23 protein-coding genes are annotated in these 26,881 nt (G+C 66.4%); 9 read left to right on the top strand and 14 right to left on the bottom strand.

Features of this window, described 5'->3' with window-relative positions; all coding sequences use genetic code 11:
* Positions 1 to 46: 46 nt before the first annotated feature.
* Both AZC_RS01290 and AZC_RS01295 read left to right on the top strand, forming a co-directional pair.
* On the top strand, positions 47 to 2,239 hold the full coding sequence (locus AZC_RS01290) for a methyl-accepting chemotaxis protein (RefSeq protein WP_043879900.1): 2,193 nt from the start codon (positions 47 to 49) through the stop codon (positions 2,237 to 2,239).
* A gap of 187 nt (positions 2,240 to 2,426) precedes the next feature.
* Entirely contained in the window at positions 2,427 to 3,932 is a 1,506-nt protein-coding gene (locus AZC_RS01295; RefSeq protein WP_043879901.1) for a DASS family sodium-coupled anion symporter, read from the top strand.
* A gap of 57 nt (positions 3,933 to 3,989) precedes the next feature.
* On the opposite strand, the gene AZC_RS01300 is transcribed toward AZC_RS01295, so the two are convergent.
* The 6 genes from AZC_RS01300 to hemC form a co-directional block, all read right to left on the bottom strand.
* A complete protein-coding gene (locus AZC_RS01300) occupies positions 3,990 to 4,703 on the bottom strand; it encodes a VIT1/CCC1 transporter family protein (protein WP_173362961.1) in 714 nt (237 codons plus the stop codon).
* Between the two features lie 164 nt (positions 4,704 to 4,867).
* Complete coding sequence (gene lepA / locus AZC_RS01305; RefSeq protein WP_043878746.1) at positions 4,868 to 6,673, bottom strand: translation elongation factor 4; 1,806 nt, start codon at positions 6,671 to 6,673, stop codon at positions 4,868 to 4,870.
* Between the two features lie 127 nt (positions 6,674 to 6,800).
* Entirely contained in the window at positions 6,801 to 8,399 is a 1,599-nt protein-coding gene (locus AZC_RS01310; protein ID WP_012168789.1) for a heme biosynthesis protein HemY, read from the bottom strand.
* Entirely contained in the window at positions 8,396 to 9,664 is a 1,269-nt protein-coding gene (locus AZC_RS01315; protein WP_043878747.1) for a hypothetical protein, read from the bottom strand. The genes AZC_RS01310 and AZC_RS01315 overlap by 4 nt, the downstream gene beginning before the upstream one ends.
* A 143-nt stretch (positions 9,665 to 9,807) precedes the next feature.
* On the bottom strand, positions 9,808 to 10,503 hold the full coding sequence (locus AZC_RS01320; RefSeq protein WP_012168791.1) for a uroporphyrinogen-III synthase: 696 nt from the start codon (positions 10,501 to 10,503) through the stop codon (positions 9,808 to 9,810).
* A 3-nt stretch (positions 10,504 to 10,506) separates the two neighbouring features.
* Complete coding sequence (gene hemC, locus AZC_RS01325) at positions 10,507 to 11,448, bottom strand: hydroxymethylbilane synthase (RefSeq protein WP_012168792.1); 942 nt, start codon at positions 11,446 to 11,448, stop codon at positions 10,507 to 10,509.
* 442 nt (positions 11,449 to 11,890) lie between these two features.
* On the opposite strand from hemC, the gene tsaD reads away from it, so the two are divergent.
* Together tsaD and AZC_RS01335 are read left to right on the top strand one after the other, a co-directional pair.
* Positions 11,891 to 12,985: a tRNA (adenosine(37)-N6)-threonylcarbamoyltransferase complex transferase subunit TsaD gene (tsaD, locus tag AZC_RS01330; protein ID WP_012168793.1), complete on the top strand. Its 1,095-nt coding sequence runs from the start codon at positions 11,891 to 11,893 to the stop codon at positions 12,983 to 12,985.
* A gap of 22 nt (positions 12,986 to 13,007) precedes the next feature.
* On the top strand, positions 13,008 to 13,994 hold the full coding sequence (locus tag AZC_RS01335) for an NAD(P)H-dependent glycerol-3-phosphate dehydrogenase (protein ID WP_012168794.1): 987 nt from the start codon (positions 13,008 to 13,010) through the stop codon (positions 13,992 to 13,994).
* Between the two features lie 58 nt (positions 13,995 to 14,052).
* Here AZC_RS01335 and AZC_RS01340 read toward each other — a convergent pair whose 3' ends face one another.
* Positions 14,053 to 14,352, bottom strand: a complete 300-nt coding sequence (locus tag AZC_RS01340) for an antibiotic biosynthesis monooxygenase family protein (protein ID WP_012168795.1) — start codon at positions 14,350 to 14,352, stop codon at positions 14,053 to 14,055.
* A gap of 199 nt (positions 14,353 to 14,551) precedes the next feature.
* Here AZC_RS01340 and AZC_RS01345 point away from each other — a divergent pair, with 199 nt between their 5' ends.
* Positions 14,552 to 14,965, top strand: a complete 414-nt coding sequence (locus AZC_RS01345; RefSeq protein WP_012168796.1) for an EVE domain-containing protein — start codon at positions 14,552 to 14,554, stop codon at positions 14,963 to 14,965.
* 59 nt (positions 14,966 to 15,024) lie between these two features.
* Here AZC_RS01345 and AZC_RS01350 read toward each other — a convergent pair whose 3' ends face one another.
* Positions 15,025 to 15,489 (bottom strand): Lrp/AsnC family transcriptional regulator, encoded by a 465-nt coding sequence (locus AZC_RS01350; protein WP_012168797.1) that lies wholly within the window; start codon positions 15,487 to 15,489, stop codon positions 15,025 to 15,027.
* A gap of 159 nt (positions 15,490 to 15,648) precedes the next feature.
* Between AZC_RS01350 and AZC_RS01355 the strand changes: the two genes are divergently transcribed.
* On the top strand, positions 15,649 to 16,665 hold the full coding sequence (locus AZC_RS01355) for a 1-aminocyclopropane-1-carboxylate deaminase (protein ID WP_012168798.1): 1,017 nt from the start codon (positions 15,649 to 15,651) through the stop codon (positions 16,663 to 16,665).
* A gap of 304 nt (positions 16,666 to 16,969) precedes the next feature.
* Here AZC_RS01355 and AZC_RS01360 read toward each other — a convergent pair whose 3' ends face one another.
* From AZC_RS01360 to AZC_RS01370, 3 genes are all read right to left on the bottom strand, one after another.
* Positions 16,970 to 17,272, bottom strand: coding sequence for a hypothetical protein (locus tag AZC_RS01360; RefSeq protein ID WP_043878748.1), 303 nt, complete (start codon positions 17,270 to 17,272; stop codon positions 16,970 to 16,972).
* A 225-nt stretch (positions 17,273 to 17,497) separates the two neighbouring features.
* Positions 17,498 to 17,779 carry a hypothetical protein gene (locus tag AZC_RS24200; protein ID WP_012168800.1) on the bottom strand — a complete coding sequence of 94 codons (282 nt, stop codon included), beginning with the start codon at positions 17,777 to 17,779 and terminating at the stop codon, positions 17,498 to 17,500.
* 128 nt (positions 17,780 to 17,907) lie between these two features.
* Positions 17,908 to 18,525 (bottom strand): NADPH-dependent F420 reductase, encoded by a 618-nt coding sequence (locus tag AZC_RS01370; protein ID WP_012168801.1) that lies wholly within the window; start codon positions 18,523 to 18,525, stop codon positions 17,908 to 17,910.
* An 83-nt stretch (positions 18,526 to 18,608) separates the two neighbouring features.
* On the opposite strand from AZC_RS01370, the gene AZC_RS01375 reads away from it, so the two are divergent.
* From AZC_RS01375 to AZC_RS01385, 3 genes are all read left to right on the top strand, one after another.
* Complete coding sequence (locus tag AZC_RS01375; RefSeq protein WP_012168802.1) at positions 18,609 to 19,583, top strand: LysR family transcriptional regulator; 975 nt, start codon at positions 18,609 to 18,611, stop codon at positions 19,581 to 19,583.
* A 90-nt stretch (positions 19,584 to 19,673) separates the two neighbouring features.
* Positions 19,674 to 20,891 (top strand): lytic murein transglycosylase, encoded by a 1,218-nt coding sequence (locus tag AZC_RS01380; protein ID WP_043879904.1) that lies wholly within the window; start codon positions 19,674 to 19,676, stop codon positions 20,889 to 20,891.
* Positions 20,892 to 20,999: 108 nt separating this feature from the next.
* Positions 21,000 to 21,890, top strand: a complete 891-nt coding sequence (locus AZC_RS01385) for an AEC family transporter (protein ID WP_244421775.1) — start codon at positions 21,000 to 21,002, stop codon at positions 21,888 to 21,890.
* A 191-nt stretch (positions 21,891 to 22,081) separates the two neighbouring features.
* On the opposite strand, the gene AZC_RS25335 is transcribed toward AZC_RS01385, so the two are convergent.
* The 3 genes from AZC_RS25335 to AZC_RS01395 all read right to left on the bottom strand — a co-directional run bounded on the left by AZC_RS25335 (position 22,082) and on the right by AZC_RS01395 (position 26,345).
* Positions 22,082 to 23,854: a hypothetical protein gene (locus tag AZC_RS25335; protein WP_148209778.1), complete on the bottom strand. Its 1,773-nt coding sequence runs from the start codon at positions 23,852 to 23,854 to the stop codon at positions 22,082 to 22,084.
* A 345-nt stretch (positions 23,855 to 24,199) separates the two neighbouring features.
* A complete protein-coding gene (locus tag AZC_RS01390) occupies positions 24,200 to 24,676 on the bottom strand; it encodes an Hcp family type VI secretion system effector (protein ID WP_012168806.1) in 477 nt (158 codons plus the stop codon).
* A gap of 661 nt (positions 24,677 to 25,337) precedes the next feature.
* Entirely contained in the window at positions 25,338 to 26,345 is a 1,008-nt protein-coding gene (locus AZC_RS01395) for a hypothetical protein (protein ID WP_012168807.1), read from the bottom strand.
* Between the last annotated feature and the right edge of the window lie 536 nt (positions 26,346 to 26,881).

The following is a 26,881-nucleotide window of genomic DNA, read 5'->3' on the forward strand; positions in this document are numbered from 1 at the left end:
CCGGCACCTAGCCCGGTATTCACCTTAGGTTGTGGTGGCGGCGGACATGAACATTCATTCGATCAAGATCAGGATCATCGCGCTCTCGGCACTGTGCGTCGTCACGGTGGCCGGTGCGCTGCTCGGATACGGGCTCTATGCGGCGTCCCAGACGTCGCGCTACGTGACGGAGAGCGTCGGCGATCTGCTCGACAGCACGAGCCGCGACTCTCTCCAGCGCCTGGCCTCCGTGCAGGCCGCGGCCATCCGCACCGAGATCGATTCCGCCTTCGATGCCGCCCGCGTCATGGCGCGCGCGCTGGAGGTGGTGGCCGAGAATGACGGCGTTGGCAGCGCCCGCGACCAGCGGCGGGGCCAGCTCAATGCGCTTCTGCTCAGCGTGCTGAAGAACAATACCCGCTTCAACGGCACGTACAGCGCCTGGATGCCCGACGCCCTCGACGGCGCCGATCCGCTGAACATCGGGCGCAAGGACATCGGCTCGGACGCCACGGGTCGCGCGCTGCCCTACTGGACGCGGGACGCGGCGGGGAACATCGCCCTTCAGCCACTGGTCGAGTACGACAGCCGCGACCTGCATCCGAACGGCGTCATGAAGGGCGGCTGGTTCATCGGCCCGCAGACGACCGGCAAGGAGAGCATCCTCGCCCCGCTGCCGTATGTGGTGCAGGGCAAGTCGGTCTATCTCGCCACCATGTCGGTTCCGATCATGGTCGGCGGCAGGTTCGCCGGCGTCGCGGGCGCCGACTTCGACCTCTCCTTCGTGCAGAGCCTCGCGGAGAAGGTGGACCGCTCCATCTACAAGGGGCAGGGCACGGTCTCCATCGTCACCAATGCCGGCCTCGTCGTCGCCTCCAGCGCCGATCCGCGCAGCATCGGCGGGCCCTACAAGGCCATCGAGCCGCAGGCCGAGCAGGACATGGACACCCTGCGCAAGGGCGAGGAAGCGGTGAAGCTGGACACCGCCAAGGACGCCATCAAGGTCTTCGCTCCCGTGGCCCTCGGCCGGACCGGCGGAGCATGGTCGGTCATCATCACCGTGCCGCGCGCGGTCGTCATGGCCGATGCCGACAAGCTCGGCGCCTCCCTGGCCGAGCGGAGCCGCGCCGATACCTTCTGGCAGATGGTCGCTGCGGCGGTGGTGACGGCGGCGGCCCTGGTGGCCATGGCGCTGGTCGCCCGCGGCATCTCCAACCCCATCACCCGCCTCACCCTTGCCCTGCGGCGCCTCGCGGCGGGCGAGCAGGTGGCGGAGATCGCGGGCGCCAACCGCAAGGACGAGATCGGCGACATCTCCCGCGCCGTGGACCAGATCCGCATCGGCGTCGAGGAAGAGGCGGCGCGCAAGGCCAAGGAAGCCGAGGCCAATCGGGTCCGCCAGGAGGAGGAGCGCCGCGCCACCATGCAGAACCTCGCCAACGGCTTCGAGCAGGCCATGGGCCAGGTGGTGGAGAATGTGGGCGTCGCTTCCGACAAGCTGGGAGGCGCCGCGTCCACCATGACCTCCGCCACCCGCAAGGTGGCGGAGGAATCCCACACCGCCGCCGGGGCCTCGGAAGAAGCCTCCAACAATGTGCAGACGGTCGCCTCGGCGGCGGAGGAACTGGCGTCCTCCATCATCGAGATCAAGCGGCAGGTGGACGAGAGCGCGCGCATCGCCAATGCCGCTGTGGCCGAGGCCGGCAACACCGCGGCGCAGGTGCAGGAACTGTCCAACTCCGCCGAGAAGATCGGCAAGGTGGTGGACCTCATCCGCAACATTGCGGGGCAGACCAACCTGCTCGCCCTCAACGCCACCATCGAGGCGGCCCGGGCGGGTGACGCGGGCAAGGGCTTCGCTGTGGTGGCGGCCGAGGTGAAGCAACTGGCCGACCAGACCTCCAAGGCCACCGCCGAGATCGAGGCGCAGATCGAGGAGATCCAGGGCTCCACCCGCGCCTCCTCGCAGGCCATCGTCGGCATCACCGGCGTCATCGAGGAGATCAACCGCATTGCCGGCTCCATCGCAGCCGCCGTGGACCAGCAGGGCGTCGCGACCCGCGAGATCGCCCACAATGTGGCCCGCGCCTCGCAGGGCACGCAGCAGGTGTCCGTGAACATCTCGGGCATCAACGGCGCGGCCGCCGACACCTCCTCCGCCGCCGCTCAGGTGCAGGATGCGGCCGCGAGCCTCGCCACCCAGACGCAGACCCTGCGCCGGGTGATGGCCGAATTCCTCGGCACGGTCCGCGCCGCCTGATTGGACGGACGCCTTCCAACCGCCGCGCGCAGGGCCTCCGGGCTCCGCGCGCGGCTGCCGTGCGCGAATTGCATGGTTTGCGCTGTGAAAATTGACGCAGGCCTTGGCGCCCCGCCGTGAGAGATGAAAACCTGAGACTGCAACGAGCGTTGCCGATCATCGGCGCGCGATGTGCCGGGGTTTTGAGATGATCGAACGCGTGCGTGGTCTGTTTGCCTATTTTGCCAGGGTGGTGCCCTTCCGCATCAAGCCGGCCATCATCACCACGCTGGTGCTCTTCACCCTGCTGCTGCTGCCCGTTCCGGCCGGCCTGACGCCGAAGGCGTGGGCGCTGGTGGCCATCTTCCTCACCACCATCGTCGCCATCATCCTCAAGGTGATGCCCATCGGCGTGATGGCCATGATGGCGATGACCATCGTGGCGCTCTCGCAGGTCACCGCCACCTCGTCCAAGGCCGCCATCGCTGACGCCCTTGCCAGCCTGTCCAATCCGCTCATCTGGCTGATCGTGGTGGCCATCTTCATTTCGCGGGGGCTCAAGAAGACGGGGCTGGGCAGCCGCATCGGCCTCCTCTTCATCGCGCTGCTGGGGCGGCGGACCATCGGCATCGGCTATGGCCTTGCGGTCTGCGAGCTGGTGCTTGCGCCCTTCACGCCCAGCAACACGGCGCGCGGTGGCGGCATCGTCCACCCCATCATGAAGTCCATCGCCGGCGCCTTCGGCTCCGACCCGGCCAAGGGCACCGAGCGCAAGATGGGCACCTATCTGGCGCTGGTGAACATGCATGCCAATCCCATCACCTCGGGCATGTTCATCACCGCCACCGCGCCCAATCCGCTGGTGGTGGACTATGTGGCGAAGGTCACCAACCAGAGCTTCCACCTCACCTGGACGTCCTGGGCGCTCTACATGCTGCTGCCGGGTCTCGTCTGCCTGCTGCTGATGCCGCTCGCCATCGCCCTCCTGTCCCCGCCGGAGGTGAAGGCGACCCCCGACGCGGTGGATTATGCTCGCGGCGAGCTGAAGCGCATGGGCGCGCTCTCCGGCGGCGAGTGGGTGATGATCGGCACCTTCCTGCTGCTGCTGGTGCTGTGGGCGAACGTGCCCGCCATGATCTTCGGCAAGGCCTTCGAGCTCGACCCGACCGCCGTCGCCTTCCTCGGCCTGTTCGCCCTCATCATCACCGGCACCATCGACTGGGACGACGTGCTCTCCGAGAAGAGCGCATGGGACACGCTGATCTGGTTCGGCGCGCTGGTGATGATGGCCGAGCAGCTCAACAAGACCGGCGTCATCGCCTGGTTCTCCAACCTGCTGAAGAGCGGCATCCTGGCGTCCGGCATGGGCTGGCAGCCGGCGGCGGCGCTGCTGGTGCTGTGCTTCGTCTTCTCGCACTACTTCTTTGCCAGCACGACCGCCCACATCAGCGCCATGATGCTGGCCTTCCTCACGGTGGGCCTGCAGATCGTGCCGCCGGACTTCCACATCCCCTTCCTGCTGATGATGGCGTCGGGCTCGGCCATCATGATGACGCTCACCCATTATGCCACCGGCACCTCGCCCATCATCTTCGGCTCGGGCTATGTGGGCCTCGGCCTGTGGTGGCGGGTCGGCTTCGTCATGTGCGTGATCGAGCTGCTGATCTATGCGGTGGTCGGCAATCTCTGGTGGAAGGTGCTGGGCCTCTGGTGAGAAGCGCGGCACAGCCGCCCGCCGCGGCTGCGCCGTGATCTTTCAATCGCACCGACTTCAGGCGGCGACGCCGAACAGCACGCCGATGCCGGCGGTCGCCGCCATGGCCAGCGCCCCCCAGACGGTGACGCGCAGGGTGGCCTTGAGCACCGGCGCGCCGCCGGCCTTCGCGGCGATCACGCCGAGCACGGCGAGGAACACCAGCGAGCCGCCCGAGACCAGCGCCACCCGCACGGAAGCCGGGGCGAGCATGGCGAGCAGCAGCGGCAGCACGGCGCCGATGCTGAAGCAGGCCGCCGAGGCGACTGCCGCCTGGATGGGCCGGGCGGTGGTGAGTTCCGAGATGCCCAGCTCGTCGCGGGCATGGGCGACGAGCGCGTCCTTCTTCATGAGCTGCTCGGCCACCTGCCGGGCCAGCGCGGGTTCGACGCCGCGCTCCTCATAGATGCTGGCCAGCTCCCCGACCTCTCCCTGGAAATCGGCGGCGAGCTCCCGCCGCTCGCGGGCGAGTTCGGCCGCCTCGGTGTCGGACTGGGAGGAGACGGAGACATATTCGCCCGCCGCCATGGACATGGCGCCCGCCACGAGGCCCGCGAGGCCAGCCAGCAGGATCTCGTTGCGCCCGGCGGAAGCGGCGGCGACACCGACGATCAGGCTGGCGGTGGAGACGATGCCGTCATTGGCGCCGAGCACGGCGGCGCGCAGCCAGCCGATGCGCGAGACGAGATGGGTTTCCGCATGCAGCTCGCGCAGGGACAGGGTTCTGGGCATGGAGCCTCGGGCCGGCGGCAAGGCGCATCGCGGCGTCGGCCGCCGCCCCCGCCGCCCGCAGGCCCGAGCTTAAGCCGCGAACCGGCCCAGCACCAAGCGCACGACGGTAACGCGCTCAGATGACGGAACCGCGAAGGGCGAGATCCGCTGACCGAGACCAGGCCTCAGTCGTCCATCTTCAGCGCGGCGATGAAGGCTTCCTGCGGAATCTCCACCTTGCCGAACTGGCGCATCTTCTTCTTGCCTTCCTTCTGCTTGTCCAGAAGCTTGCGCTTGCGCGAGACGTCGCCGCCGTAGCACTTCGCCGTCACGTCCTTGCGCAGGGCCTTGATGGTCTCGCGCGCGATCACCTTGGCGCCGATGGCGGCCTGGATCGGGATGTTGAACAGGTGCTGCGGGATGAGGTCCTTCAGCTTCTCGCACATGGCCCGGCCACGGAACTCCGCCCGCGTGCGGTGGACCAGCATGGACAGCGCGTCCACCGGCTCGCCATTGACGAGGATGGACATCTTCACCAGTTCGCCGGGGCGATAGTCGGTGATGTTGTAGTCGAAGGAGGCGTAGCCCTTCGAGATCGACTTCAGCTTGTCGTAGAAGTCGAACACCACTTCGTTCAGCGGCAGGTCGTAGGTGACCATGGCGCGCGCGCCCACATAGGTCAGCTCGATCTGGTTGCCGCGCCGGTCCTGGCAGAGCTTCAGCACCGCGCCGAGATAATCGTCCGGCGTCATGATGGTGGCGCGGATCCAGGGCTCGCGGATTTCCTCGATCTTCACCACGTCCGGCATGTCGGCCGGGTTGTGCAGATCGATGGTCGAGCCGTCCGTCAGCTCCATCTGGTAGATGACCGACGGCGCGGTGGCGATAAGGTCGAGGTTGAACTCGCGCGACAGGCGCTCCTGGATGATCTCCAGATGCAGCAGTCCGAGGAAGCCGCAGCGAAAGCCGAAGCCCAGCGCCGCCGAGGTTTCCATCTCGAAGGAGAAGCTGGCGTCGTTGAGGCGCAGCTTGCCCATGGCGGCGCGCAGGTCCTCGAAGTCCGCCGCGTCCACGGGGAAGAGGCCGCAGAACACCACCGGCTGGGCCGGCTTGAAGCCCGGCAGCGCCTCGCTCGTTGGGCGCTTGTCGTCGGTGATCGTGTCGCCGACGCGGGTGTCCGCCACTTCCTTGATGGAGCCGTTGAGGAAGCCGATCTCGCCGGGGCCGAGGCTCTCCATGGCCACCATCTTGGGCGTGAACACGCCCACGCGGTCCACGTCATAGACGGCATCCGCGCCCATCATCTTGATGCGCATGCCCTTCTTCAGCACGCCGTCGATGATGCGCACCAGCACGACGACGCCGAGATAGGTGTCGTACCAGCTGTCCACCAGCAGCGCCTTCAGCGGCGCCTCGCGGTCACCCACGGGGGCGGGCAGGCGGGTGACGATGGCTTCCAGCACCTGGTCGATGTTGAGGCCGGTCTTGGCCGAGATGCCGATGGCGTTGGAGGCATCGAGGCCGATCACGTCCTCGATCTGGCTCTTCACCTTCTCCGGCTCGGCCGCCGGCAGGTCGATCTTGTTGAGGACCGGGACGATGTCGTGATTGTTGTCGATGGCCTGATAGACGTTGGCGAGCGTCTGCGCCTCGACCCCCTGCGAGGCGTCCACCACCAGCAGCGAGCCTTCCACGGCGGCGAGCGAACGGCTCACCTCATAGGCGAAGTCCACGTGCCCGGGGGTGTCGATGAGGTTCAGCGTATAGGTCTCGCCGTCCTGCGCCTTGTAGGAGAGGCGAACGGTCTGGGCCTTGATGGTGATGCCGCGCTCGCGCTCGATGTCCATATTGTCGAGCACCTGGTCCGACATCTCGCGCTCGGAGAGCCCGCCCGTAAGCTGGATCAGGCGGTCGGCGAGGGTCGATTTCCCATGGTCGATATGGGCGACGATGGAAAAGTTGCGGATGTTCTTCTGAGCGGTCGCGGTCATGGGCGCCGCATAGCATCGGGCGTCAGGCGCCACAAGGCTGCAACCGGCGCTGCAGCCCCGCGGCCGGTCAAACCTGTGCCATTCCGGCGCAGGGCGTGGCGCGGCGGAGCCCGCCGCGCCGGAACCGTCAGAGCCCGAACATGCGCTTGCGCACCGGGGCAGCGGCCACCGGGTCCGGCTCGCCGGTGGGGCCGGGGTCGTCGGGGAGCGGGGGCAGTGCGATCACCGGCGGGGCGTCGGGCTTCTCCGGCGTCTTGAGCTCGGCAGCGGCGGCTTCGGTCTCCGCCATGCGCCGCTTGGCGTCCGCCTCCGCCACGGCCTCGCTGGCGGCGAGCTTCTCCAGCTCTGCGGCGCGGGCGAGTTCCCGGCGGGCCTCCTCCTTCTCGCGGATGGCCGCGATGGCGAGGCGCACGCGCTCGGCCTCGTGCTCCAGAACCGGCGTTGCGGAGACGCCCGGCGGCACCGCCCAGACGAAGGCGTCGAGCTTGCCGGTGACGGGGGAGACCGGCGCCCAGGCATCGAACACCCGCCCGTCCGCAATCCAGGCCGGATCGCGCGGGGCGCGCAGGGCGCGGGCGGCCCATTCGCGGGCCTTGCCCACGTCCTCATGCTCGGAGGCTTCCAGCTCCGCCATCAGCAGGCACACCCGCTGGGTGGGCTCGGCGGAAAGGCGCTGGAGCAGGGCGCGAGCCTCGGCGAACTCGTTGGCATCGATGGTGGCGTGGGCAAGCGCGATCAGGCTTTCCGCATGATCGGGCGCCTTGGCCGCCAAGGTGCGGATGCGCTTCAGCCGGTCGAGGGCGGCATCGCCGGGGCGCAGGTGCGCCGCGACCTGCGCCAGCTCGGGATGGGGCGTTGACGCATAAGCGGTCTCGACGATCTTGGTGGCCTTGCGCAGCTCGCCATTGGCGCCAAGCAGGCGGCCCGCGACGGCGGCGGCCGGCACCAACGTCGGGGCGAGGCGCACCGCCTCCACCGCGCGCTCACGGGCCACCGGCGGGTCGGTCTGTTCCAGCGCCAGCGCCTCTGCGGCCAACAGCACGGCGCGGCGGCGGCGATACTGGAGCTTGTCGATACCGCGATGGGCCATCTGCTTTTCCAGCACCTCGCGGGCGCCGGCATAATCGCCCTCGCCGCAGCGGGCCTCGATCACCGCATCCGCCGCCCAGGTGAGCGCCGGAGACTGGTTGGCGGCTTCCTCCGCCAGCATTCGCGCGGCAGCGATGTCGCCGGAGCGGCGGGCTTCCATGTGCAGGCCCCGCAGGCCGAGCAGGCGGGTGTCCGGCGTATCCAGCATGGTGCGGAAGGTGCGCAGCGCATCGTCCTGATGGCCCGTGGCCTGCGCCGACTGGGCGGCGAGCAACTGGGTCAGGGGCTCCTTCGGCAGATAGCGCAGCGCCTCGGCGCGGGCGCGGCGGGCGGCGTCCAGATCCCCCGAGCCGATGGCGACGAGCCCGCGCGAGACGGCCGCCCAGCCCTTCTCGCGCCGGCGGCGGCGGGAGAATGTCGCGATCATGCGCGGCGAACGCAGCAGGAGGGCGCCGAGGTGCCAGACGATGAGCAGCGCCACGCTGAAAGCGGCGAGCGCGGCCAGCGCCACGGGCACCGTGGTCTCGATGCGCCAGCCCTGCCAGACCACGAGCATCTCGCCGGGCCGGTCCGCGAGCCAGGAGGCGCCGAAGGCGATGGCGGCAAGGACGATGAGGAAGAGAACGAGGCGAATCACGGCGTCTTCCCGGAAATGGCGGCGAGCGCCTGCTGGAACAGGGCGGAGGCGGCATTGGCGGCATCCCGCCGGCCTTGAATGGCGCTCACCACCGGCTGGAGCTTCTGGCGCGCGCCCTCCGGCAGCGTCGCCAGCGCGGCGAGCGCGCCATCAGCATCGCCGGCCTGAAGGGTAGCCACCGCCTTCTGGAGCGTCTCCTCGGAAGGGGCAGCGCTGGTGCCGCCGGGCGGCGTGACCCGCACGAGGCTTTCCGCGCCCGAGAGCAGGCGGTTCACGACGCCGCTGCCCGTGGGGCCGGTGGAGGCTTCGCCCGCGAGTGCGGTCGCGCCCTCATCAGAGAGACGCTTGGCGAGGGCGGCGGTGGAGCCATAGCCCCGGCCGGCAGCACTGGCGAAGGGATCGAGCGTGGCGGCCTTCGGTCCGGCGACCGCACGGGCGGCCTCCAGCTCCGTAGCGAAGGGACGTCCGGAGACGATGGCGTCGCGCAGCACGGCGAGCACGGCCACCGAGGCAGACGCGCGGTCGAGCGCCTGCGTTGTGGTGGCGAGCGTCTCGAGCTTCTTCTGCGCGGCATCCACGGCCGAGCGCAGATCGCCCGCCTGCGCCTTCGCCGCATCGACGCCCGATTGCAGGGCGGCCGCGAGCTTCTGCTGTTCGGCCCGGAGCGCGGCGATATCGCTGGTGGCCTTTGCAAGGCCGGAGGCGATCGGCTGGAGATCCTGCGCGGGGGACTGGGCACGCAGCGCGGCTTCGATCTTCTCGATCCGCTGTGTCGCCGCGGCGCGGTCGCGCGCCACGTCGATTTCCAGCGCATCCAGCCGGCCGCCGGAGACGCCCTGCGCAGGCGGAGGCACATAATGGGTAAAGACCCACGCGGCCGCCACCGCAACCACGGCGCCGGCGAGCGCGCCCGAGAGAATGGGTACGAAGGGCGAGGGGCGGGGCGCGCGCACAACCGGGATCGGCGGTTCGGCGGCGTCGGCCTCCTCATAGGCGTCGGGCTCGACCACCATGTCGCGCGCCGCGGCCTCGGCGGGGCTGACGGGTGCGCTCGCGGAGGAAGCGGCTTCGGCGGACGCCGCGGCTTCCACTTTGGGGGGCGTGTCGGGCGCGGCGGTTTCTTCCAGCGTCACGGGCTCCGGCGCGGAAACGGGGGCGGCTGCGGTTTCGGGCGCCGAGGTCTCCGGCTGCGGCGCCTTCGGCGCATCGTCCGCCTTGGAGGAAGCCTCCGCCGCTGCCTTGGAGGTGGGGTTCTTGCTCGCCATGGGCCTCCTCGCCGCCAGTTGGGTCCGGACCGCCGGAAAGCTGATCCGTCGCTCTGATTCAGGCGGCTTCGGGGCGGCCGGCGCCCGCTCACCACCTTGTTTCATCCGCCTTCGCTGAGCGAACGGCACGTTTCCTAGAAGCCTTATAGCAAAGTCAGCAGCGCGTCCTCATCGGGAGTTTGTGAGACCTCTGTTGTCGCCCCCAGCGCCCGCAGCGGGGCCGCCACCGCATGGGACAGGCATAACTGCCGCAGCGCAAGAAAGGGTCCGGTCACGTCCCCGCGTGCGGTGGCCTCCAGCAGGCTCTCCACCGTGCGGGCGGAATAATGGAGCGCGGCCGCGACCGCGCCGCTCTTGAGGGCGGCGAGCGTCTCCGGCGCGAGCTGATCGGCGGGGAGGGTGCGGTAGAGAACCGCAAGGGCGAGGCTGATGCCGGCCGGCGCGAGGTCGCCTTCCAGATCGCCCGCCCGCTCCGCGCCTGCCGCATGGAGCACGCGGCTGCCCGGTGGCAGGGCCTTGAGTGCCGTGCCGAGCGCGATCACATCGCCGGCGCAGTCGGTCACGTCCGCGAAGCCGGCCGCGCGGGCGGCCTGGGCGGTGCGGCTGCCCACGGCGAAGGCGGGCAGATGCCGTACACGGGTCTTCTCCGCGTGGGCGGCAAGCGCCTTCACGCCATTCACGCTGGTGAAGGCGATGGCAGTGAAATCGCCGGTGGGTAAAGGCGCGTGGGTTTGCGCCACCCGCAGCATGGGGTCCACGATCGCATCGTGACCCAGCGCCGCAAGACGCCGGGCGGTGTCGCCGGCGCCCGGTTGCGGGCGGGTCACGAGCAGGCGCACGCCCTAGAGCCCCAGCGCGCGGGCGGGAGCCGTCGCGCGCAACCGCGCGCCCATGTCCGCGCCCAGCCGGGCGGCGTCAGAGACCGGGGCCGTCTCGTCCGCCTCGGCGGCATCCCGCCCATCGGGCGAGAGAATGAGGCCGCGCAGGCGCACCATGTCGCCTTCCACGGTGGCGAGCCCGCCGATGGGCGTGCGGCAGGAGCCATCCAGCGCGGTCAGCAGCGCCCGCTCGGCCGCGAGCGCGATGCCGGTGGCCCGGCAGGCGATGGCGGCAATGGCGCCGTTGGTGGCCTCATCCCCGACACGGCTCTCGATGGCCACCGCCCCTTGGCCCACGGCGGGCAGGAAAGCGTCCGTGTCCAGAACCGCGCTCGCCTCATGGGCGAGGCCGAGGCGGGTGAGGCCGGCGAGCGCCAGCAGCGTGCCATCGAACGTGCCTTCGCGCACCTTGGCGAGGCGCGTGTGGACATTGCCCCGTAGCAGCGACACGTCGAGGTCCGGCCGCAGCCGCCGCAACTGGGCTTCGCGCCGGAGCGAGGCGGTGCCGATGCGCGCGCCGGCGGGCAGGTCCGCGAGGCTCTTGCCCTCGCGCAGGATCAAAGCGTCGCGCACATCGGCGCGCGGCAGGAAGCCGGAGAGGAACAGGCCGTCGGGCAAAGCGGTGGCCATGTCCTTGGCGGAATGGACCGCGAGGTCGATGCGCCCGTCGAGGAGCTGCTCCTCGATCTCCTTGGTGAACAGGCCCTTGCCGCCGGCTTCTGACAGGGCGCGGTCCTGAATGCTGTCGCCCGAGGTGCGGATGACCGTGATGGAGATGCTCTCCACGGGACGCGCCAGCGCGGCGGCGAGGGCGTCGCGCACCGCATGGGCCTGCCAGAGCGCGAGCGGGCTGCCGCGGGTGCCGATGGCGAGGCGCGGGGCGAAGGGAGCGTTCGGATCGGGCATCAGGCTTGCGGCATCGCGTCTTGTGTCGGGGGCGCGTACAATGATAGCCGGAATCGCAACAAGATAGCGCGGCGTTCCGGCGCCTTGCTTGCACGCGCAGGTTCAGGGTCCATGTAATGGCGGGTGCGCAGCGGGTCCAGTCCGGGTTCTGCCGGAGGCGGGATAGCGCCAGCGGATCGCGCGTTCGCCCTCTCCCCAACCCTCCCCCGCAAGCGGGAGAGGGGGCCTGTGGCGCTTTGGCGGGGTATCGGCTCAAGGCATTCAGGCCGTGGCCGAACGGTCGTCGCTTGCGGAACGGGGAACCCTCTCCCGCTTGCGGGGGAGGGCAGGGAGGGGGCAGAACGGCGTCGCTGGGCGTGAGGCGCGGTTTCATGCCGGACGCTCACGGATTTATCAGGTCTGGCAGTCCGGCTAGGCCAGTGCAGAGCGGGGCCGGGGCGGAATGCCCATCCGGACCTTGAGGAGGCGAGAGAGCGTGGCTGATCTTCTGGTGCTCGGCATTGAGACCACGTGCGACGAGACCGCAGCATCGGTGGTGTCGCGCTCGCCGTCCGGCGCGGGCGACATCCTCTCCAACGTGGTGCGCTCGCAGATCGAGGACCACTCGCCTTATGGCGGCGTGGTGCCCGAGATTGCCGCGCGCGCCCATGTGGAGGTGCTGGACCATGTGATCGCCCAGGCCATGGCGGACGCGGGTGTCGCCTTCTCCGACCTTTCCGGCATCGCCGCCGCCGCCGGCCCCGGCCTCATCGGTGGGGTCATCGTGGGCCTGACCACCGCCAAGTCCATCTCGCTCGCCGCCCGCCGACCTCTGGTGGCGGTGAACCATCTGGAAGCCCATGCACTCACCGCCCGCCTTACCGATGGCGTGGCCTTTCCCTATCTGCTGCTGCTGGTCTCCGGCGGCCACACCCAGCTTCTGGCCGTCGAGGATGTGGGCAAGTATCGCCGCATCGGCACCACGCTGGACGACGCCATTGGCGAGGCCTTCGACAAGGTGGCGAAGATGCTGAGCCTGCCGTACCCCGGCGGGCCGGAGGTGGAGCGGCAGGCGGCCCTCGGCGATCCCCAGCGCTTCGCTTTTCCCCGCCCCATGGCCGGCCGGCGCGAGCCGGATTTCTCGCTCTCCGGCCTCAAGACCGCCGTGCGGCTGGAGGCGGATCGCCTCGCCCCGCTCTCCGATCAGGACGTGGCCGACCTCTGCGCCAGCTTCCAGGCGGCGGTGGTGGATGTGATCATGGACCGGGTGAAGGCCGGCGCCCGCTTCTTCCGCGAGCGGCTCGGCTCCGGGCCCACCGCGCTTGTGGTGGCGGGCGGCGTCGCGGCCAATGGCGCCATCCGCAACGCCCTCAATAAGACCGCGTCCGACATCGGCACCCGGCTTGCCGTGCCGCCACCCGTCCTGTGCACGGACAACGGGGCGATGATCGCCTGGGCCGGGGCCGAGCGCCTGTCGCGTGGCCTCACCGATCCGCTGGACCTGAGTCCGCGCGCCCGCTGGCCGCTCGATCCCGCGCCCATCACGCCCCGCGCCTGATGATGAACCTCCCGAGTGAAGCATGAGTGCGTTCGACCGCATCGGTGTCGTGGGCGCGGGCGCCTGGGGCACCGCGCTCGCCAATGTGGCGGCCCGCGCCGGCCGCGCCGTGAAGCTGTGGAGCCGCGATCCCGCGCAGGTGGCCGAGATGGCGGCCCGGCGCGAGAATGCGCGCGGCCTGCCGGGCATTGCGCTGGAGGCGGGCGTCACGCCCACCGCCGATCTGCGCGAGGCGGCCGCCTGTGAAGCCGTGCTGCTGGTGGTGCCGGCGCAGGTGTGCCGGGCGGTGTCCGGCGAACTGGCGCCGCTGCTTGCGGCGGGCACGCCGCTCGTCTCCTGCGCCAAGGGCATCGAGCGCGGCACCGCCGCCTTCATGACCGACGTGATCCGCGCCGCCGCTCCCGCCGCCCGGCCCATGGTGCTCTCCGGCCCAAGCTTCGCGGACGACGTGGCCCGCGGCCTGCCCACGGCCGTGACGCTGGCGGGAGAAGATGGCGCGCTGGCGGAAACGCTGGCGGCGGCGCTCGGCTCCTCCACCTTCCGGCTCTATCATTCCAGTGACGTGCGTGGGGTGGAGATCGGCGGCGCGGCGAAAAATGTGCTGGCCATCGCTGCCGGCATCGTCGCCGGCCGCCGGCTCGGTGCCAGCGCGGGTGCGGCGCTCACGGCGCGGGGCTTCGCGGAGCTTCAACGCTTCGGCCGGGCCTTCGGCGCGCAGCCCGATACGCTCACCGGGCTCTCCGGTCTCGGAGATCTGATTCTCACGGCGGGTGGACCGCAGTCCCGCAATTTCGCCTTCGGCCTTGCGCTGGGCCAGACGGGCGAGGTGCCGCAGGGCGGCAAGCTGGCGGAAGGCGCCTTTACGGCGAGCGCGCTGGTGGCCATGGCGGCGGGGCGGGGCGTCGAGATGCCAATCTGCGCGGCGGTGGATGCGGTGCTCTCGGGGCGCCTCTCGGTGGACGGCGCCATCGAAGCCCTGATGGCAAGGCCCCAGCGCGCAGAAGCCTGAGGCGGGAGCCCTCCCCGGCGGGGAGGGCCGTGATCTTGAAAGCGTAAGGCGGCGCCCCTCAGAAGCCGACGAAGGTGCTTTCCAGATGCTGCACTTCCGGCGGCTGCGCGAAGAAGGGGCCGACCAGCGCGCGCCAGGATTGGAAGTCCTCGGAGCCGCGGAAATCCACCGTGTGGTTCTCCAGCGTCGCCCACTTCACGATGAGGTGGTATTCGGTGGGCGTTTCCACCGAGTGGCGGATTTCCATGCCGGAGCAGCCCTTGGCGCGCTGGAACAGCGGGATCGCCTGCCGCGCGGCGGCCTCGAACTCAGCCTGCTTGCCCTCGTGGATGCGCAGGACCGCCAACTCATAAACCATCGGAACGTCTCCTTCATGCGGAAGGCGGGCCTTGCCGGCGGCGGCCGGCGATGGCAGGCCATACGCCCTCCCTGCGGATGGGCGTGACCATAGAGGCGCCGGTGGCGGCGCGAAAGCTGCCGGTGCGCGATCGTGTCCCCCGCTTGCCAAGGCCGCCCCGGCGCGGCTAGAGCGGAAGCGTTCGCCCCGGAGATGTCCCATGGCCCACTGGCTCTACAAGTCCGAACCCTTCAAATGGTCCTGGGACCAGCAGGTGAAGGCGGGCGCCAAGGGCACCCACTGGGACGGCGTGCGCAACCACCTCGCCAAGCAGCAGTTGCAGGCCATGAAGCTGGGCGACCAGGGCTTCTTCTACCACTCGAACGAGGGCAAGGAGATCGTCGGCATCGTGGAGGTGATCCGTGAATTCTACCCCGACCCCTCCGATGCCACCGGCAAGTTCGGCATGGTGGACCTCAAAGCCGTGCGGGCGCTGAAGAAGCCCGTGACGCTCGCCACCATCAAGGCCGAGCCGCGCCTCGAGAACATGGCACTGATCAAGTTCTCCCGCCTCTCCGTCCAGCCGGTGACGGACGAGGAATGGGACATCGTGTTGTCACTGGCCGAGGGGTGAGCGGGGCCTCCCGCTTCATTCGGTGTTCTGGGCCTGTGCGGCGAAGAGGGCGGGCCGGCTCAAAACTCCAGCGGCGCGTTGTCGACCACTTCTTTCATCACGAAGAAGGTGCGGGTCTGGCGCACGCTGGGCAGAGCGATGAGCTGCTGGGCGTGGATGCGGTTGAAGTCCGCCATGTCGCCCACCCGGATCTTGAGGAAATAGTCGAAGTCGCCCGCCACCAGATGGCAGTCGAGCACGAATTTCAGCTTCGCCACCGCGCGCTCGAACTCGCCGAAGCTTTCGGGCGTCGATCGGTCCAGCACCACGCCCACCATCACCAGTGTGCCGCGCTCCACCTTGTGCGGGTTCACCTGCGCCCGCACGCCGGAGAGATAGCCCTGCTCGAACAGGCGCTGGGTGCGGCGGTGGCAGGTGGCGGGGCTCACCGCCACGGCCTCGGCGAGATCCGCATTGGACATGCGCCCGTTCGCCTGCAGGAGGCGCAGGATCTTGAGGTCGATCCGGTCGAGCGTTTCGTCCATGGAAGAATCTTCCGAAAAATTGCGTCAGAGCTGAAGAAATTCCACGAAATGGCCGATCTGGCAAGATAGATGCGGCAGTTCCGCCGTCAACTTTGAAAGCACCTCTCAGCCTGTCTCGGCTAGAGTTCCTGGCATAAATTTCCTTCCGGACGACCTGCCATGAACCTCAAGAAATTCGAGCGCTATCCCCTCACCTTCGGCCCGACCCACATCGAGAAGCTCTCGCGCCTGACCGACCACCTCGGTGGCAAGGTGGAGCTCTATGCCAAGCGCGAGGACTGCAACTCCGGCCTCGCTTATGGCGGCAACAAGCTGCGCAAGCTCGAATACATCATTCCCGATGCGATCGCCTCCAATGCCGATACGCTGGTGTCCATCGGCGGCGTGCAGTCCAACCACACCCGCATGATCGCGGCAGTGGCGGCCAAGATCGGCTTCAAGTGCCGTCTGGTGCAGGAAGCCTGGGTGCCGCACGAGGACGCGGTCTATGACCGGGTGGGCAACATCATGCTCTCGCGCATCATGGGCGCGGACGTGCAGATGTGCGACGACGGCTTCGACATCGGCATCCGCAAGAGCTGGGAAGACGCCATCGCCGACGTGAAGGCCAAGGGCGGCAAGCCCTATCCGATCCCGGCGGGCGCTTCGGTGCACAAGTTCGGCGGCCTCGGCTACGTGGGCTTCGCCGAGGAAGTGCGTGCCCAGGAGGCCGAGCTCGGCTTCAAGTTCGACTATATCGTGGTGTGCACCGTCACCGGCTCCACCCATGCGGGTATGCTCGTCGGCTTTGCCGCTGACGGCCGCGCCCGCAACGTGATCGGCATCGACGGCTCCTTCACCCCCGCCCAGACCAAGGCGCAGGTGCTGGAGATCGCCCGCCGCACCGCCGATCTGGTGGAACTCGGCCAGGATCTGACCGCCGACGATGTGGTGCTGGTCGAGGACTATGCCTATCCGGCCTATGGCGTCCCCTCCGAGGAGACCAAGGAGGCGATCCGCCTCGCGGCCAAGCTCGAAGGCATGATCACGGACCCCGTTTACGAGGGCAAGTCCATGCAGGGCATGATCGATCTCGTGAAGAAGGGCTACTTCCCGGAGGGCTCCAAGGTGCTCTACGCCCACCTCGGCGGCGCCCCGGCCCTCAACGGCTACGCCTACGCCTTCCGCAACGGCTGACGTCCTCGACCGGAAGTCTCTTCCGGCATTCGGGATTGCGGGGCTGGCGCTCGTGCTTCCCGCCCGGTTCCGGCTCCGGCCGGACCGGCGGCACGACGGCATCGTCCGGGGGGACAGTGTCCGCGATCCCAAACGGAAAGGGCGCACGGCAGATGCCGTGCGCCCTTTGTCGTTCTGCCTGCCGGACATCGGCGGCGGAGCGGGGAGAGGACCGCTCCGCCGCCGTGGGCGTTCCGGCCTCACCGCAGGGTGAGGCCGGGGTTCCCGCTGCCCTCACAGGCGGGAGCGAAATTCTGGCCTCGCCTCAAGCCTGCGCCGGGCCCCAGTGGGGATCCTGGTCAACTGAGGGGCTGTTGAACTGGCCCTGGATGTTCAGGATCTGGAAGCCGGCCTTGGGAGCGGAGGTCGCCTGGGCTGCGGCGGGCAGCAGGGCTTCCGCGGAGCGGGTGGTGTTGGCGGCCGGGGCGGTCACGCCGGGGATGAAGCCCTGCGCGCTCACCGCATAATTCTCGCGGACGGAGCGGGTCAGATATTCATCGGCCGAGGCGGCGCCGGCGAAGGTGAGGCTGGCGAGAAGGGCGAGGGCAGCCGTGTTGACGTAACGCATGATGATCTCCTGATGGTCGGGTCCGGGCGGCGGTGCCGGCGGCCGGAACGGATGTTCGAAAGGAAAGCCGCGCTGAAGAGATGAGCGGAGCTGTCGTCGCTCCGCGGGGCGGCCGGTGCTCCCGGCGCGGCGAGGCGGGAGGCCGGGCGGTGCCGCGCCAACGGGCGGCACCGCGTCATTGATGGATAACCGTCAGCTCAGAAGTCGGCGGTCAGCGGACAGCGCTCAGAGCTGGGAGGGCGTGCCTTCGAGGGCCGGGCCCCAGTGGGGATCCTGGCTCTGGCTGACGGAGGCGGCCTGAGCCTGCACGCGGACCGTGCCCTGGGCGGAGGCCGGCAGAAGGGCCTCGTTGGCGGCGCGCTGGGCGGTCAGGCTCGGGATGAAGCCCTGGGCGCTCGCCGCATAATTCTCGCGATTGGCGTTGGTCAGATATTCATCGGCCGAGGCGGCACCAGCGAAGGCAAGGCCGGCAACAAGGGCGAGGGCGGTAGCAGAAATCGTACGCATGGGATGTCTCCTTGATCTGTGGCGGAGCGTCCTTGGTGGCGCCCCGTTTGATGCAGGAGAGATAGCGCCGCAGCGCTCGCGGGATAATGCAGCTTTTTCGGCAATGATTATCCCGTAAACGTCGATAATCAGGCGGCGGTTGCCAGCGTCCGTGCCGCCTCCTCCGGCGGCTGGCCCGCCAGCACGAGGCGCAGGCGCACCAGCATGGGCGCTTCCAGCAGGGCGGCGACCGAGAGATCGCCGGCATGGCGCGGGTCGCCGCCGAGATCCATGATGAGCGTACGCACAGTTTCGAGCTCCGGCGTCTCCGGGCCGGCCACCGGCACCACGGGCCGCAGGTGGGAGATGCGGCCGAGCGCCGGCCCGCTGAGCGCGTTGAGCGACTTGAAGACCACCGCGTCGGGCGCCAGCGCCTGAACGACCTCGGCCCCGGATGTGGCGGCATCGAGGGCCAGTTCAGGCCCCGCCGCGCCGATGCGCAACGGGTGCGTGGCATCGATGATGATCCGGCCGCCGTGGGGCGCACAGGCGGAAAGCGCTCCCTCCACGTCCCACCAGGGCAGGGCCAGAAGCAGCACGCGCGCCCCGGCCGCCGCGGCCGCGAAGGGAAGGGCGGGTGTTTCGCCGGCCGGGACGTCGGCAGAGGCCGGGTTCGCGAGGCCGAAGCGCACGGTGTGCCCCGCGCGCAGCCAGCGCGCGCCGGCCAGCCGCGCCAGATGACCTGCTCCCAGAATGGCGATGTCCATGATGCCCCACCGCGCCCGTTGCGATCCGTCGCGGCGGACTATGGCCAAGCCCCGATATGTGGGCTAATGAAATTACTCGTTGAATGGATATCGATCTCAACCATATCCGCCGCTTTGACGGGGCGCTGCTGCTGGTCTTCCGGGAGCTGATGGCGACGGGCCAGACCACCGCCGCCGCGCGCCGCCTTGGCCTCACGCAATCCACGGTCAGCCATGCGCTGCGCCGCCTGCGCGACCTCACCGGCGATCCGCTGTTCCAGCGCCGGCCGGACGGCCTGACCCCGACGCCCCGCGCCCACGAGCTGCTGCCCATCGTGGTGGAGATGCTGCGGCTCTCTCAGGCGCTGAAGGGAGAGCCGGGCGAATTCGATCCTGCCGCCTCCACGCGGCACTTCCGCATCGCAGGTCCGGACATCGTCTCCACCGTGCTGGCCGGGCCGCTGGCGCACCGCTTTGCCCAGCACGCGCCGAACGCCCGCCTCTCCTTCGGCTTCATCGTGGGGGCTGCGGCTCTTGAGGCGCTGCGGCGAGGCGAGATCGACATGGCCATCGGCCATTTCCCCAGCGTACCGCGCGGATTTGCCGCTTCCACCCTCTGGGAGGAGGAATTCGTCGCCATCGCCCGCAAGGGACATCCGCGCTTCCCGCCGCTGGACCTTGCCGGCTATCTCGCCGCCGACCACGTGCTCGTCTCCTTCTCCGGTCGCTTCACCGGCGTGGTGGACCGGGTGCTGCAGCCGCTTGGCCTTGCCCGCCGGGTCGTTGCCTCCTTCCCTCTGTTCCTCTCCGTGTTCGATGCCGTGGCGCAGAGTGATGCGGTGGCGGCCGTGCCCTATTCACTCTGCGAACGGCATGCCGAGACCTTTGGCCTCGCCCGCCTGCCCATGCCCATCGCGGTGCCCGGTTTTCCCATCGTGAGCGTGCGCCGCGCGGGCGTCCCCGACGGCGGCTATGAGTGGCTGGAGGCTCTGATCCGGCGCATGGTTGCCGAATATGCCGACGAGATCGAGGCGCGGGGCGAATGGCCGCCGCGCCAGCCGGTACCGGCCGCCGTTTAAGGGAGCGCCCTTCTATCGGCGTCCGGCGTGCTAGCGTCGGGCCGTCGTGACAGGGAGATTCGATCGGTGAACGGCAAGCTGCATCTCTTCCTGCGCGGCCTTCTGGGCACGCTCGCGCTCCTCGTGCTTGCCGCGCCCGCGCCCGCCCGCGCCGATGCCGCTTTCACCCAGTTCATCGCCTCCCTCTGGCCGGAGGCGCAGGCGGCCGGCGTCTCGCGGGAGACGTTCGAGCGTGAGACGCGGGGCCTTGAGCCCGACTACAAGCTGCCGGACCTGGCTCTTCCGGGCCGGCCCGCGACGGGCGCGGGAAAGCAGGCGGAATTCGTGCAGGTGCCCGCCGATTATGTGCGCGAGGCGACCATCGAGCGCCTCGCCGCCGAGGGCCGGCGGCTGATGCAGAAGTATCAGCCCGTGCTTGCCCAGATCGAGCGGCAGTTCGGCGTGCCCGGGCCGGTGGTGCTGGCCATATGGGGGCGGGAGACGGACTTCGGCCGCTATACCGAGCCGCACGATGCGCTGCGGGTGATGGCGACGCAGGCCTATGCGGGCCGGCGCAAGGCCCAGTATCGCACCGAGTTCATCCTGGCCCTCAAGATCCTCGACGAGGGTGTCGTGCCCCGCAAGGCGTTTCGCGCGTCCTGGGCCGGGGCGACGGGGCTGACGCAGTTCCTGCCCTCCGATTACTTCGCCCACGGCGTTTCGCTGGAGGGCAACGCCCATCCCGACATCTGGCGCTCCGTGCCGGATGCGCTCGCCTCCGCCGCCAAGCAACTGGCGGACAAGGGCTGGCAGCCCGGCCTGCGCTGGGCCTATGAGGTGCGCGCGCCAGCCAATGCGGACTGCACGCTGGGCGTGCCCGAGGTGCAGCGGCCCATCGGGGACTGGGTCCGCGCCGGCTTCCAGCCCATCGGCGTCCGGCTGTCGGCGGCGGAACTGGCGCAGCCGGCCTCGCTGCTCCAGCCCGAGGGCATCTACGGCCCGTCCTTCCTCACCACGAAGAACTACTTCGTGATCAAGGAATACAATTTCTCCGATCTCTACGTGCTGTTCGTCGGCCATCTCTCCGACCGGATGACCAATCCGCAGCCCTTCGCCACGCCCTGGGCCGCCTCGACCCAACTGCGCACCTCTTCCGTGGAGGCGATGCAGAAGCATCTCGCCCGGCTCGGCCTCTATGGCGACAAGATCGACGGCAAGGCGGGCATGCTCACGCGCGCGGCGGTGGGGGCCTATCAGAAGTCCGCCGGGCTGAAGGTGGACTGCTGGCCGAGCGAGGGTGTGCTGCAATCCATGGGCGCAGCCCGCTGACGGGCCGACAGAAATGATCGAAACGGCCTAGCCATAGCTCGTCCCGCCATCCTACCCTGATGCCGTCGTGCGGGCGGGCTGGGGAGTGTATGCGTGCAGCAAATCGTGATGATCGTTCTTTGCCTCGTCATTGGCGTCGTGCTGCGCTGGAGCGGGAAGCTGCCGGACAATGCGGCCAAGGTGCTGTCCGGCTGGGTCATCAATGTCGCGCTGCCGGCGGCGGCGCTGGAGAGCATGCATGGCCTTGAGACGCGGCCGGACTGGTGGTTCGCCGCCGCCACGCCCTGGATCGGCGTCGTCGTCTCCGTGCTGGTGATGGTGCCGCTGTGCCGGGCGCTCGGCTGGTCGCGCGGACGGGCCGGGGCGCTCATCCTTGTCGCCGGCTGGGGCAACACCTCCTTCGTGGGCCTGCCCATGATCGCCGCCTTCGCCGGCAGCCAGTGGCTGGGGCTCGGCATCGTCATCGATCTGTTCGGCTCCTATCTCGCCCTCTCCACCCTCGGCCTTGCCATTGCGGCGGTGGCGAGCGAAGGGCGGCTGGACCTGAAGGCGGTGGGCAAGCGCATCGTCACCTTCCCGCCCTTCATCGCCATCCTGATCGCGTTTGCCACCAACCACATGGCGCGGCCGGAGTGGCTGGACCAGCTCATCACCGCGCTTGCTGGCACGCTGACCCCGCTGGCGCTGGCCGCGGTGGGCTATGCTTTGCGGCTCGACCAGGTGGCGAGACGCCTCGCGCCGCTGGGCGTCGGCCTCGTCTACCGGCTCGGCGTCGCGCCGCTGCTGCTGATCGGGCTCTACACGCTGCTCGGCCAGACCGGCGACATGGTGGCCAAGGTCGCCATGCTGGAAATGGCCATGCCGCCCATGCTGGGGGCGAGCGTCATCGCCATGGACAATGATCTGGAGCCGGACCTCATTGCCTCGCTCATCGGCATCGGCGTGCCGCTCTCCATGCTCACCGCCTGGGGCTGGTGGACGGTGATCTCCGCGCTCTGAGCGGAAGGGCGTCGCCCGCGGGAGGGCGGGCGACGTTGGGGCGCTTCGGGTGGCGCGTTTTTCTGGTTTGAAAGACCGCCGATCCATGTATCCGCGAAGCTCGCTCGGATCTGGCGGCCTACCTGCGCCTAAAATCGGTTTCGGAAGGACGTTAAGACCGATGGCGAACTGCCATATCTCCTCCATTTGCGTTAATTCAGCGCCAATTGATCATCGGCAAATAGGAGGGAAATGTCGCGACACAGCTTATGGATCGATGCCTCAGTGTCTTTCCAATCTGCCAAGCCCAAGGACAGCCTTCCGATATCGAGCGAGAATGTTATAGCCGCGCAAAATGCGATCAGCATTGCTCTCTCGCTCGCGCTAGGTGAGCCGAATGCCGACTTTCTCCATCGCATTTTGCCCACTTCTGCCATTTTGATTTTTTCTTCGTTGTTTATTGTGAGCTTGTTGTGTGTATGTATAAAACCAGCATCTTCAATCATTTTCACATATTCATTATTCACCTCCATGCCTTTCCTTGAATTTTTTCCGAGAATTGAATTGCGAATAGCCTCATTTACAATTAGGTTTGAACCAACGTAAAGTTTCCACATCCGTATTAGTTCTTTATCATCAACATTTTTGGCGAAATCAACCATACTGCTAGTAATATCTGACACGAGCGTGCCCTTAAGGATACTCAGGTATTCCAAGCCGCGCGTGGCTATTGCAGAGAATGGCGGCGCGGTTTTTTCATCATTGGAGAATCCCTTTTTGGTTGAAAGTATTTTTGCAACTTGGTAGTGCTTGTAAGCGGTGGGGAACTTTTCGATATTTTCATGACCCCAAAATTTTTGGTAGGGGTGACCATAAATAAGTGCTCTACTGATATTTTCGTTTTCTTCGATCTCTTTCTGAGTTTCTTCAGGATTTTCTGCTTGATTGTTTAGAATTGATTTTCTTAGTTCAACATTTTTACTATCTATTGCCATAGCTCGTTCAATTTTTGGTAATTTGACTCGTTCCCAGTCCTTGCTGTAATAATATCCCATCAATATAAGGCCAATTCGCTGGCTTCGTGTTACATCAAGCATATTATCTTTTTCAAGATCGAAAAGTTTTTCGGTCGCGTCTGAAAATGCATACTCTATGCCTGATCCTATTATATCTTCAAATAAAACTGTACACATTTTATACATTCGCGATGTTTTATTTTTAAAAGAATTTATAGTCTGCTTCTCGTCTATGGAATAATTCACATATTCATTGACAATGCGCAGGCATTCCTGAGATTTTATTCTTATATATCTCGTATCCTGTGGCATGCTGGATATTTCTTGATTTATCGATTGGAGTGAAGATTGAAAAAGTCTACCAAACGAATTTACCTGGGCGTGCGCAACGATGTCTTCTTCCTTAATCTTCCTGTTTCGATCTGCGAGTGCCAAAAACAATGACGGGAGCCCCTTCACTGAGGCGTCCCTTATGTCCTGATCAGAAGACAAAAAGCGGGTGAGTGCGATTGTAATCCCTTGAACCATCATGCCTGCGACGGGACCGATCTTTGGCACGCTGGAAAGCGCGTTCGCGACCTGTAAGTCCATTGTGGCCGCAATAATGGGCGCGAGCCTGTCCCGATCTCCGTTTACGGTGCCTAAAACAGAATTCATGATGGAATCGAAACGTTGGATGAGTGAAGCTAGAGAAGATTGGGATATGATGGTGCTTGTTGTCACGGATACGGGCAGTACGTCAATTCTGGTTGTAATAAGATTAAGTGATTCGATAAATGATGGATCTTTTCGATATTTGTTCCATAAATATATTGCAGATTCAATTGATCTCTTCTTTGTGATCTTGTCGCAAAGGGGGCCGTATTGGTCGATGAGTTGCATCGATGGCTTCGAGGCGTAGACCTGTTTGAAAATCTTTTTATTCATCGCTTTTTCGACAAGCTTGGTGAATTCCTCGGTGCTCGTCATTTTCATTTCCTTTGTATGTCGTGATGACCGATGGCGGCTTACATCAGAGGGGGAAGATCTCTGCTTTCAAAAGGTATCGTGGCCCAACTCGGGTGTAAGTGCAGGCCCCTAAACGTGAGCGTGCCCATCGTCATTCGGAAATGAAGGGCGCAGGAACCATCGATCTGGGAGCCGGAATGACATCGCTTCGGCGCGGCCAGTCCGTCCGAGCTGTCTTTGATTGGGCATAGAATTCAATCGTCCCATTCCCAAACCTCCGGCGTGGGCGGCTGCCGCTTAACGTGTCAGATGACGACCGCGCGCCGGGCGGCGCACGGTAAGATCATAAGCTCGGCTTTATGCGTATCACGAGCTCTTGGTGGTCGCGAGGTCGTAGGACACCGTCACCGGGGTACCGGCCTTGTTTTTGTCGTCATAGGGCGTGAACTTGAATTCGAGCTTCGTGAAGCTGATGGAGACGGACTCCGTCGGGCGATCGCCGCCGGTGGAGACCGAATAGGACGAGATCAGCGCGTTGGTCAGCGTATAGGTGCAGTAGGTGACGCCGGGGTTGCCTGTGCTCACGAGGTCGATCTTCACCGTCTTGCCGACATTGCCGGTGCAGGATTCGGTGAAGAGCTTGGGAGAGGCGGCGTCGAAGGCCTTCACGATCGAGACTTCACTCACGGACGGCTCGGAGGCCTCGCGGTTGTTGCCCGAGCCGGCGACCGTCGAGATGCCGCGCCCCACGCCCCAGGAGAGCGAGAGAACGTCGATCCACTTCTTGTGGTCCTGCTGCGTGGCCTCGCCCTGGATGCCGTCGTAGTTCACATAGATAGCCATGATGATCCCCTAGACTTTCTCGGTTTCGAACCGGGTAGAGTGGTAGGGTCTGTATTTGGCGTTCCGTGTACTTGTTTGTGGCGGCCGTGTGATCGTCTTTACAAGCATGTGAAGATATAGAAGATCATCGCGCGCCCGATACGCTATATCGTGAAACCTTATATCCGGTCCCGCGGATACCTTGTTTCCTCTCTTTTTGCGTTGCGGCATGTCGGGGAGCACGCCGGGTGTTTTGAACGTGTCGGCCGCGCGTCCGGCGTGCCAAGCGTCGGTTTTTGAAGGGGCGGCAGACAGACGAAAGCCCCGCACGGTGGCGGGGCCCTTCCCTGTCGGGGTGCCATTTCGTGCGTCGGGAAAACCCCTTCCCGGGCGTGGTCCGCCGCATCCATCGTTTGGGAGAAACGCACCGCTTCGCGTCTGCACCGCCGCCATCAGGCGGCGTTTTCCTGCCCTGATGTTTCAAAACCCGATGTGCGGACGGCAGCGGTGGCGATATCCGCTGCCGCTAGCCTGCACGGGATCAGATTGAGCGGCGCGCCGTTCCACACACAGGACGCGGCGGTCAAGCCGCAGTCGCCCGGGCGGCGCTGCCGTGTGCGGCGGTCTATGTCATGGGAACCGGCTCTACCCTCCGGCTTGTGGTGTCGGAGCTTTCCCTTGTTCAGAAGGGAAGGGGCCTGGCGGAGAACACCATCTGTCCATCCGCCGTGACCGCCCTGTAGGGTAGGCTCTGGAGATGGTCGATGCGCTTTGCCATCGTATCAATGGGGTTCGGCGGCATATAGCTGAACGCGAGATCGACCTCGTCGTAGCCGCCCATGGCATAATACATCTTGGCTATGCCGCTGCCGTCGGACGACCAGTAGACGAGATTTTCGTCTTTTGTCTGGATCTGGAACGCCCCGATGGCATAGGTCCCGTCATCATTCTTGTGATAGAGTTCGCCGACGACTTCATAAGCGCGCGAATTCCACTCCATGTCGAAATATGCGAGATAGGTATCAAATATTTCAGATACCTTCTCATATCTTTCTATATAATCATTTGCCAGCATAATGCCGTCTTTGATCTTTGCGATCTCATCGGGCTGCGTCGCCGTCTCAAGCCTTTTCTGCTGCTCCTCGACAAACTTATATCCGTCCTGGGCGATCAGATGCTGCGCATTGTAGCTGCGGATCGCAGAAGCCATGGTGAGCGGTTCACTGCTCCGAAGCTCGAGCATCTTTTTAAGCGTTTCTGACCCGGTCGCCTCCACGCGGGAGGTGTAGGAAGATTCTTTTTGCTGATACTCCTGCAAGACCTTGTAATCGGCACGGAAAACGGCGACAGCCTCGTTGAAATCCTTGTATGTCGGCCAATACCCCGTCGTGTTCTCCGCCAATCTCTGCGTAAACCGACTGAATTCGTCGTCGCTGCCGAACTGGGGTCGAAGCTTCGTGAGATCCAGATCCTTGACGTAGATATAGTTCCCGGCCGTCTCCGCCTGAGACATCCAGGCCGCCGTGCCGAGGCTCACGCCCTGCATGTAGGAGGGCTTCACGTCGGCGCGCATCTGCCGCGCTTTTTCTAAGATTGACTCAACGGCCTCGCTGCTGGCGGAGGACTGCGGGCCCGTGCTGCTCCGAAACAGGGACAGCACGTTATAGGATGCGCCAATGCTCGAAACCATCTTTCCCTCCCCACGGAGAGAAGCCGCGCAATCACGTCATATGCGCGCGGGTTCAGAAAAGGCCGACATCATGTCGGTCCATGAATGAATATTTAAATAGTCAGAAATGAGCCCTGACTTAAGGGGAACCTTAACAAAACAAGGCCCGGTTTCCAAGGCGCGCACCCCCGGATGCTCGTGTCGGGCCGTCTTTTCTTTCCGGCCCGGCGCGCCTGAGTCAGATCGTTTCTGGCCGGGTCGGGTGGGAGCGCAATAACTGCTCGGCGTTTCCCTGTGCGGGAATATCAGGCGGGGCCTCGGGCGCGCCGCCTTCTGGGACGGGGGGCGCCGTCCCCGGAGGCAACGCCTTGGGTCTCACCCGCCGGGTCAGGTGCGGCGCCAATGTGGAGCGAGACATCCGCCCCGTCGCGGCAGCTGGCTCAAGCGCGATCGCTGGGGGGCAGCGAAGATATTGGGCGGGCATCCATCGTCAGCGGCGCGCGCTTGCTGGTGGCGCCGATCAGGGGGCCGGGCCCGCGTCTGCGATAGCGAAAAAC

It is taken from the genome of Azorhizobium caulinodans ORS 571 (assembly GCF_000010525.1).
Classification (GTDB): domain Bacteria; phylum Pseudomonadota; class Alphaproteobacteria; order Rhizobiales; family Xanthobacteraceae; genus Azorhizobium; species Azorhizobium caulinodans.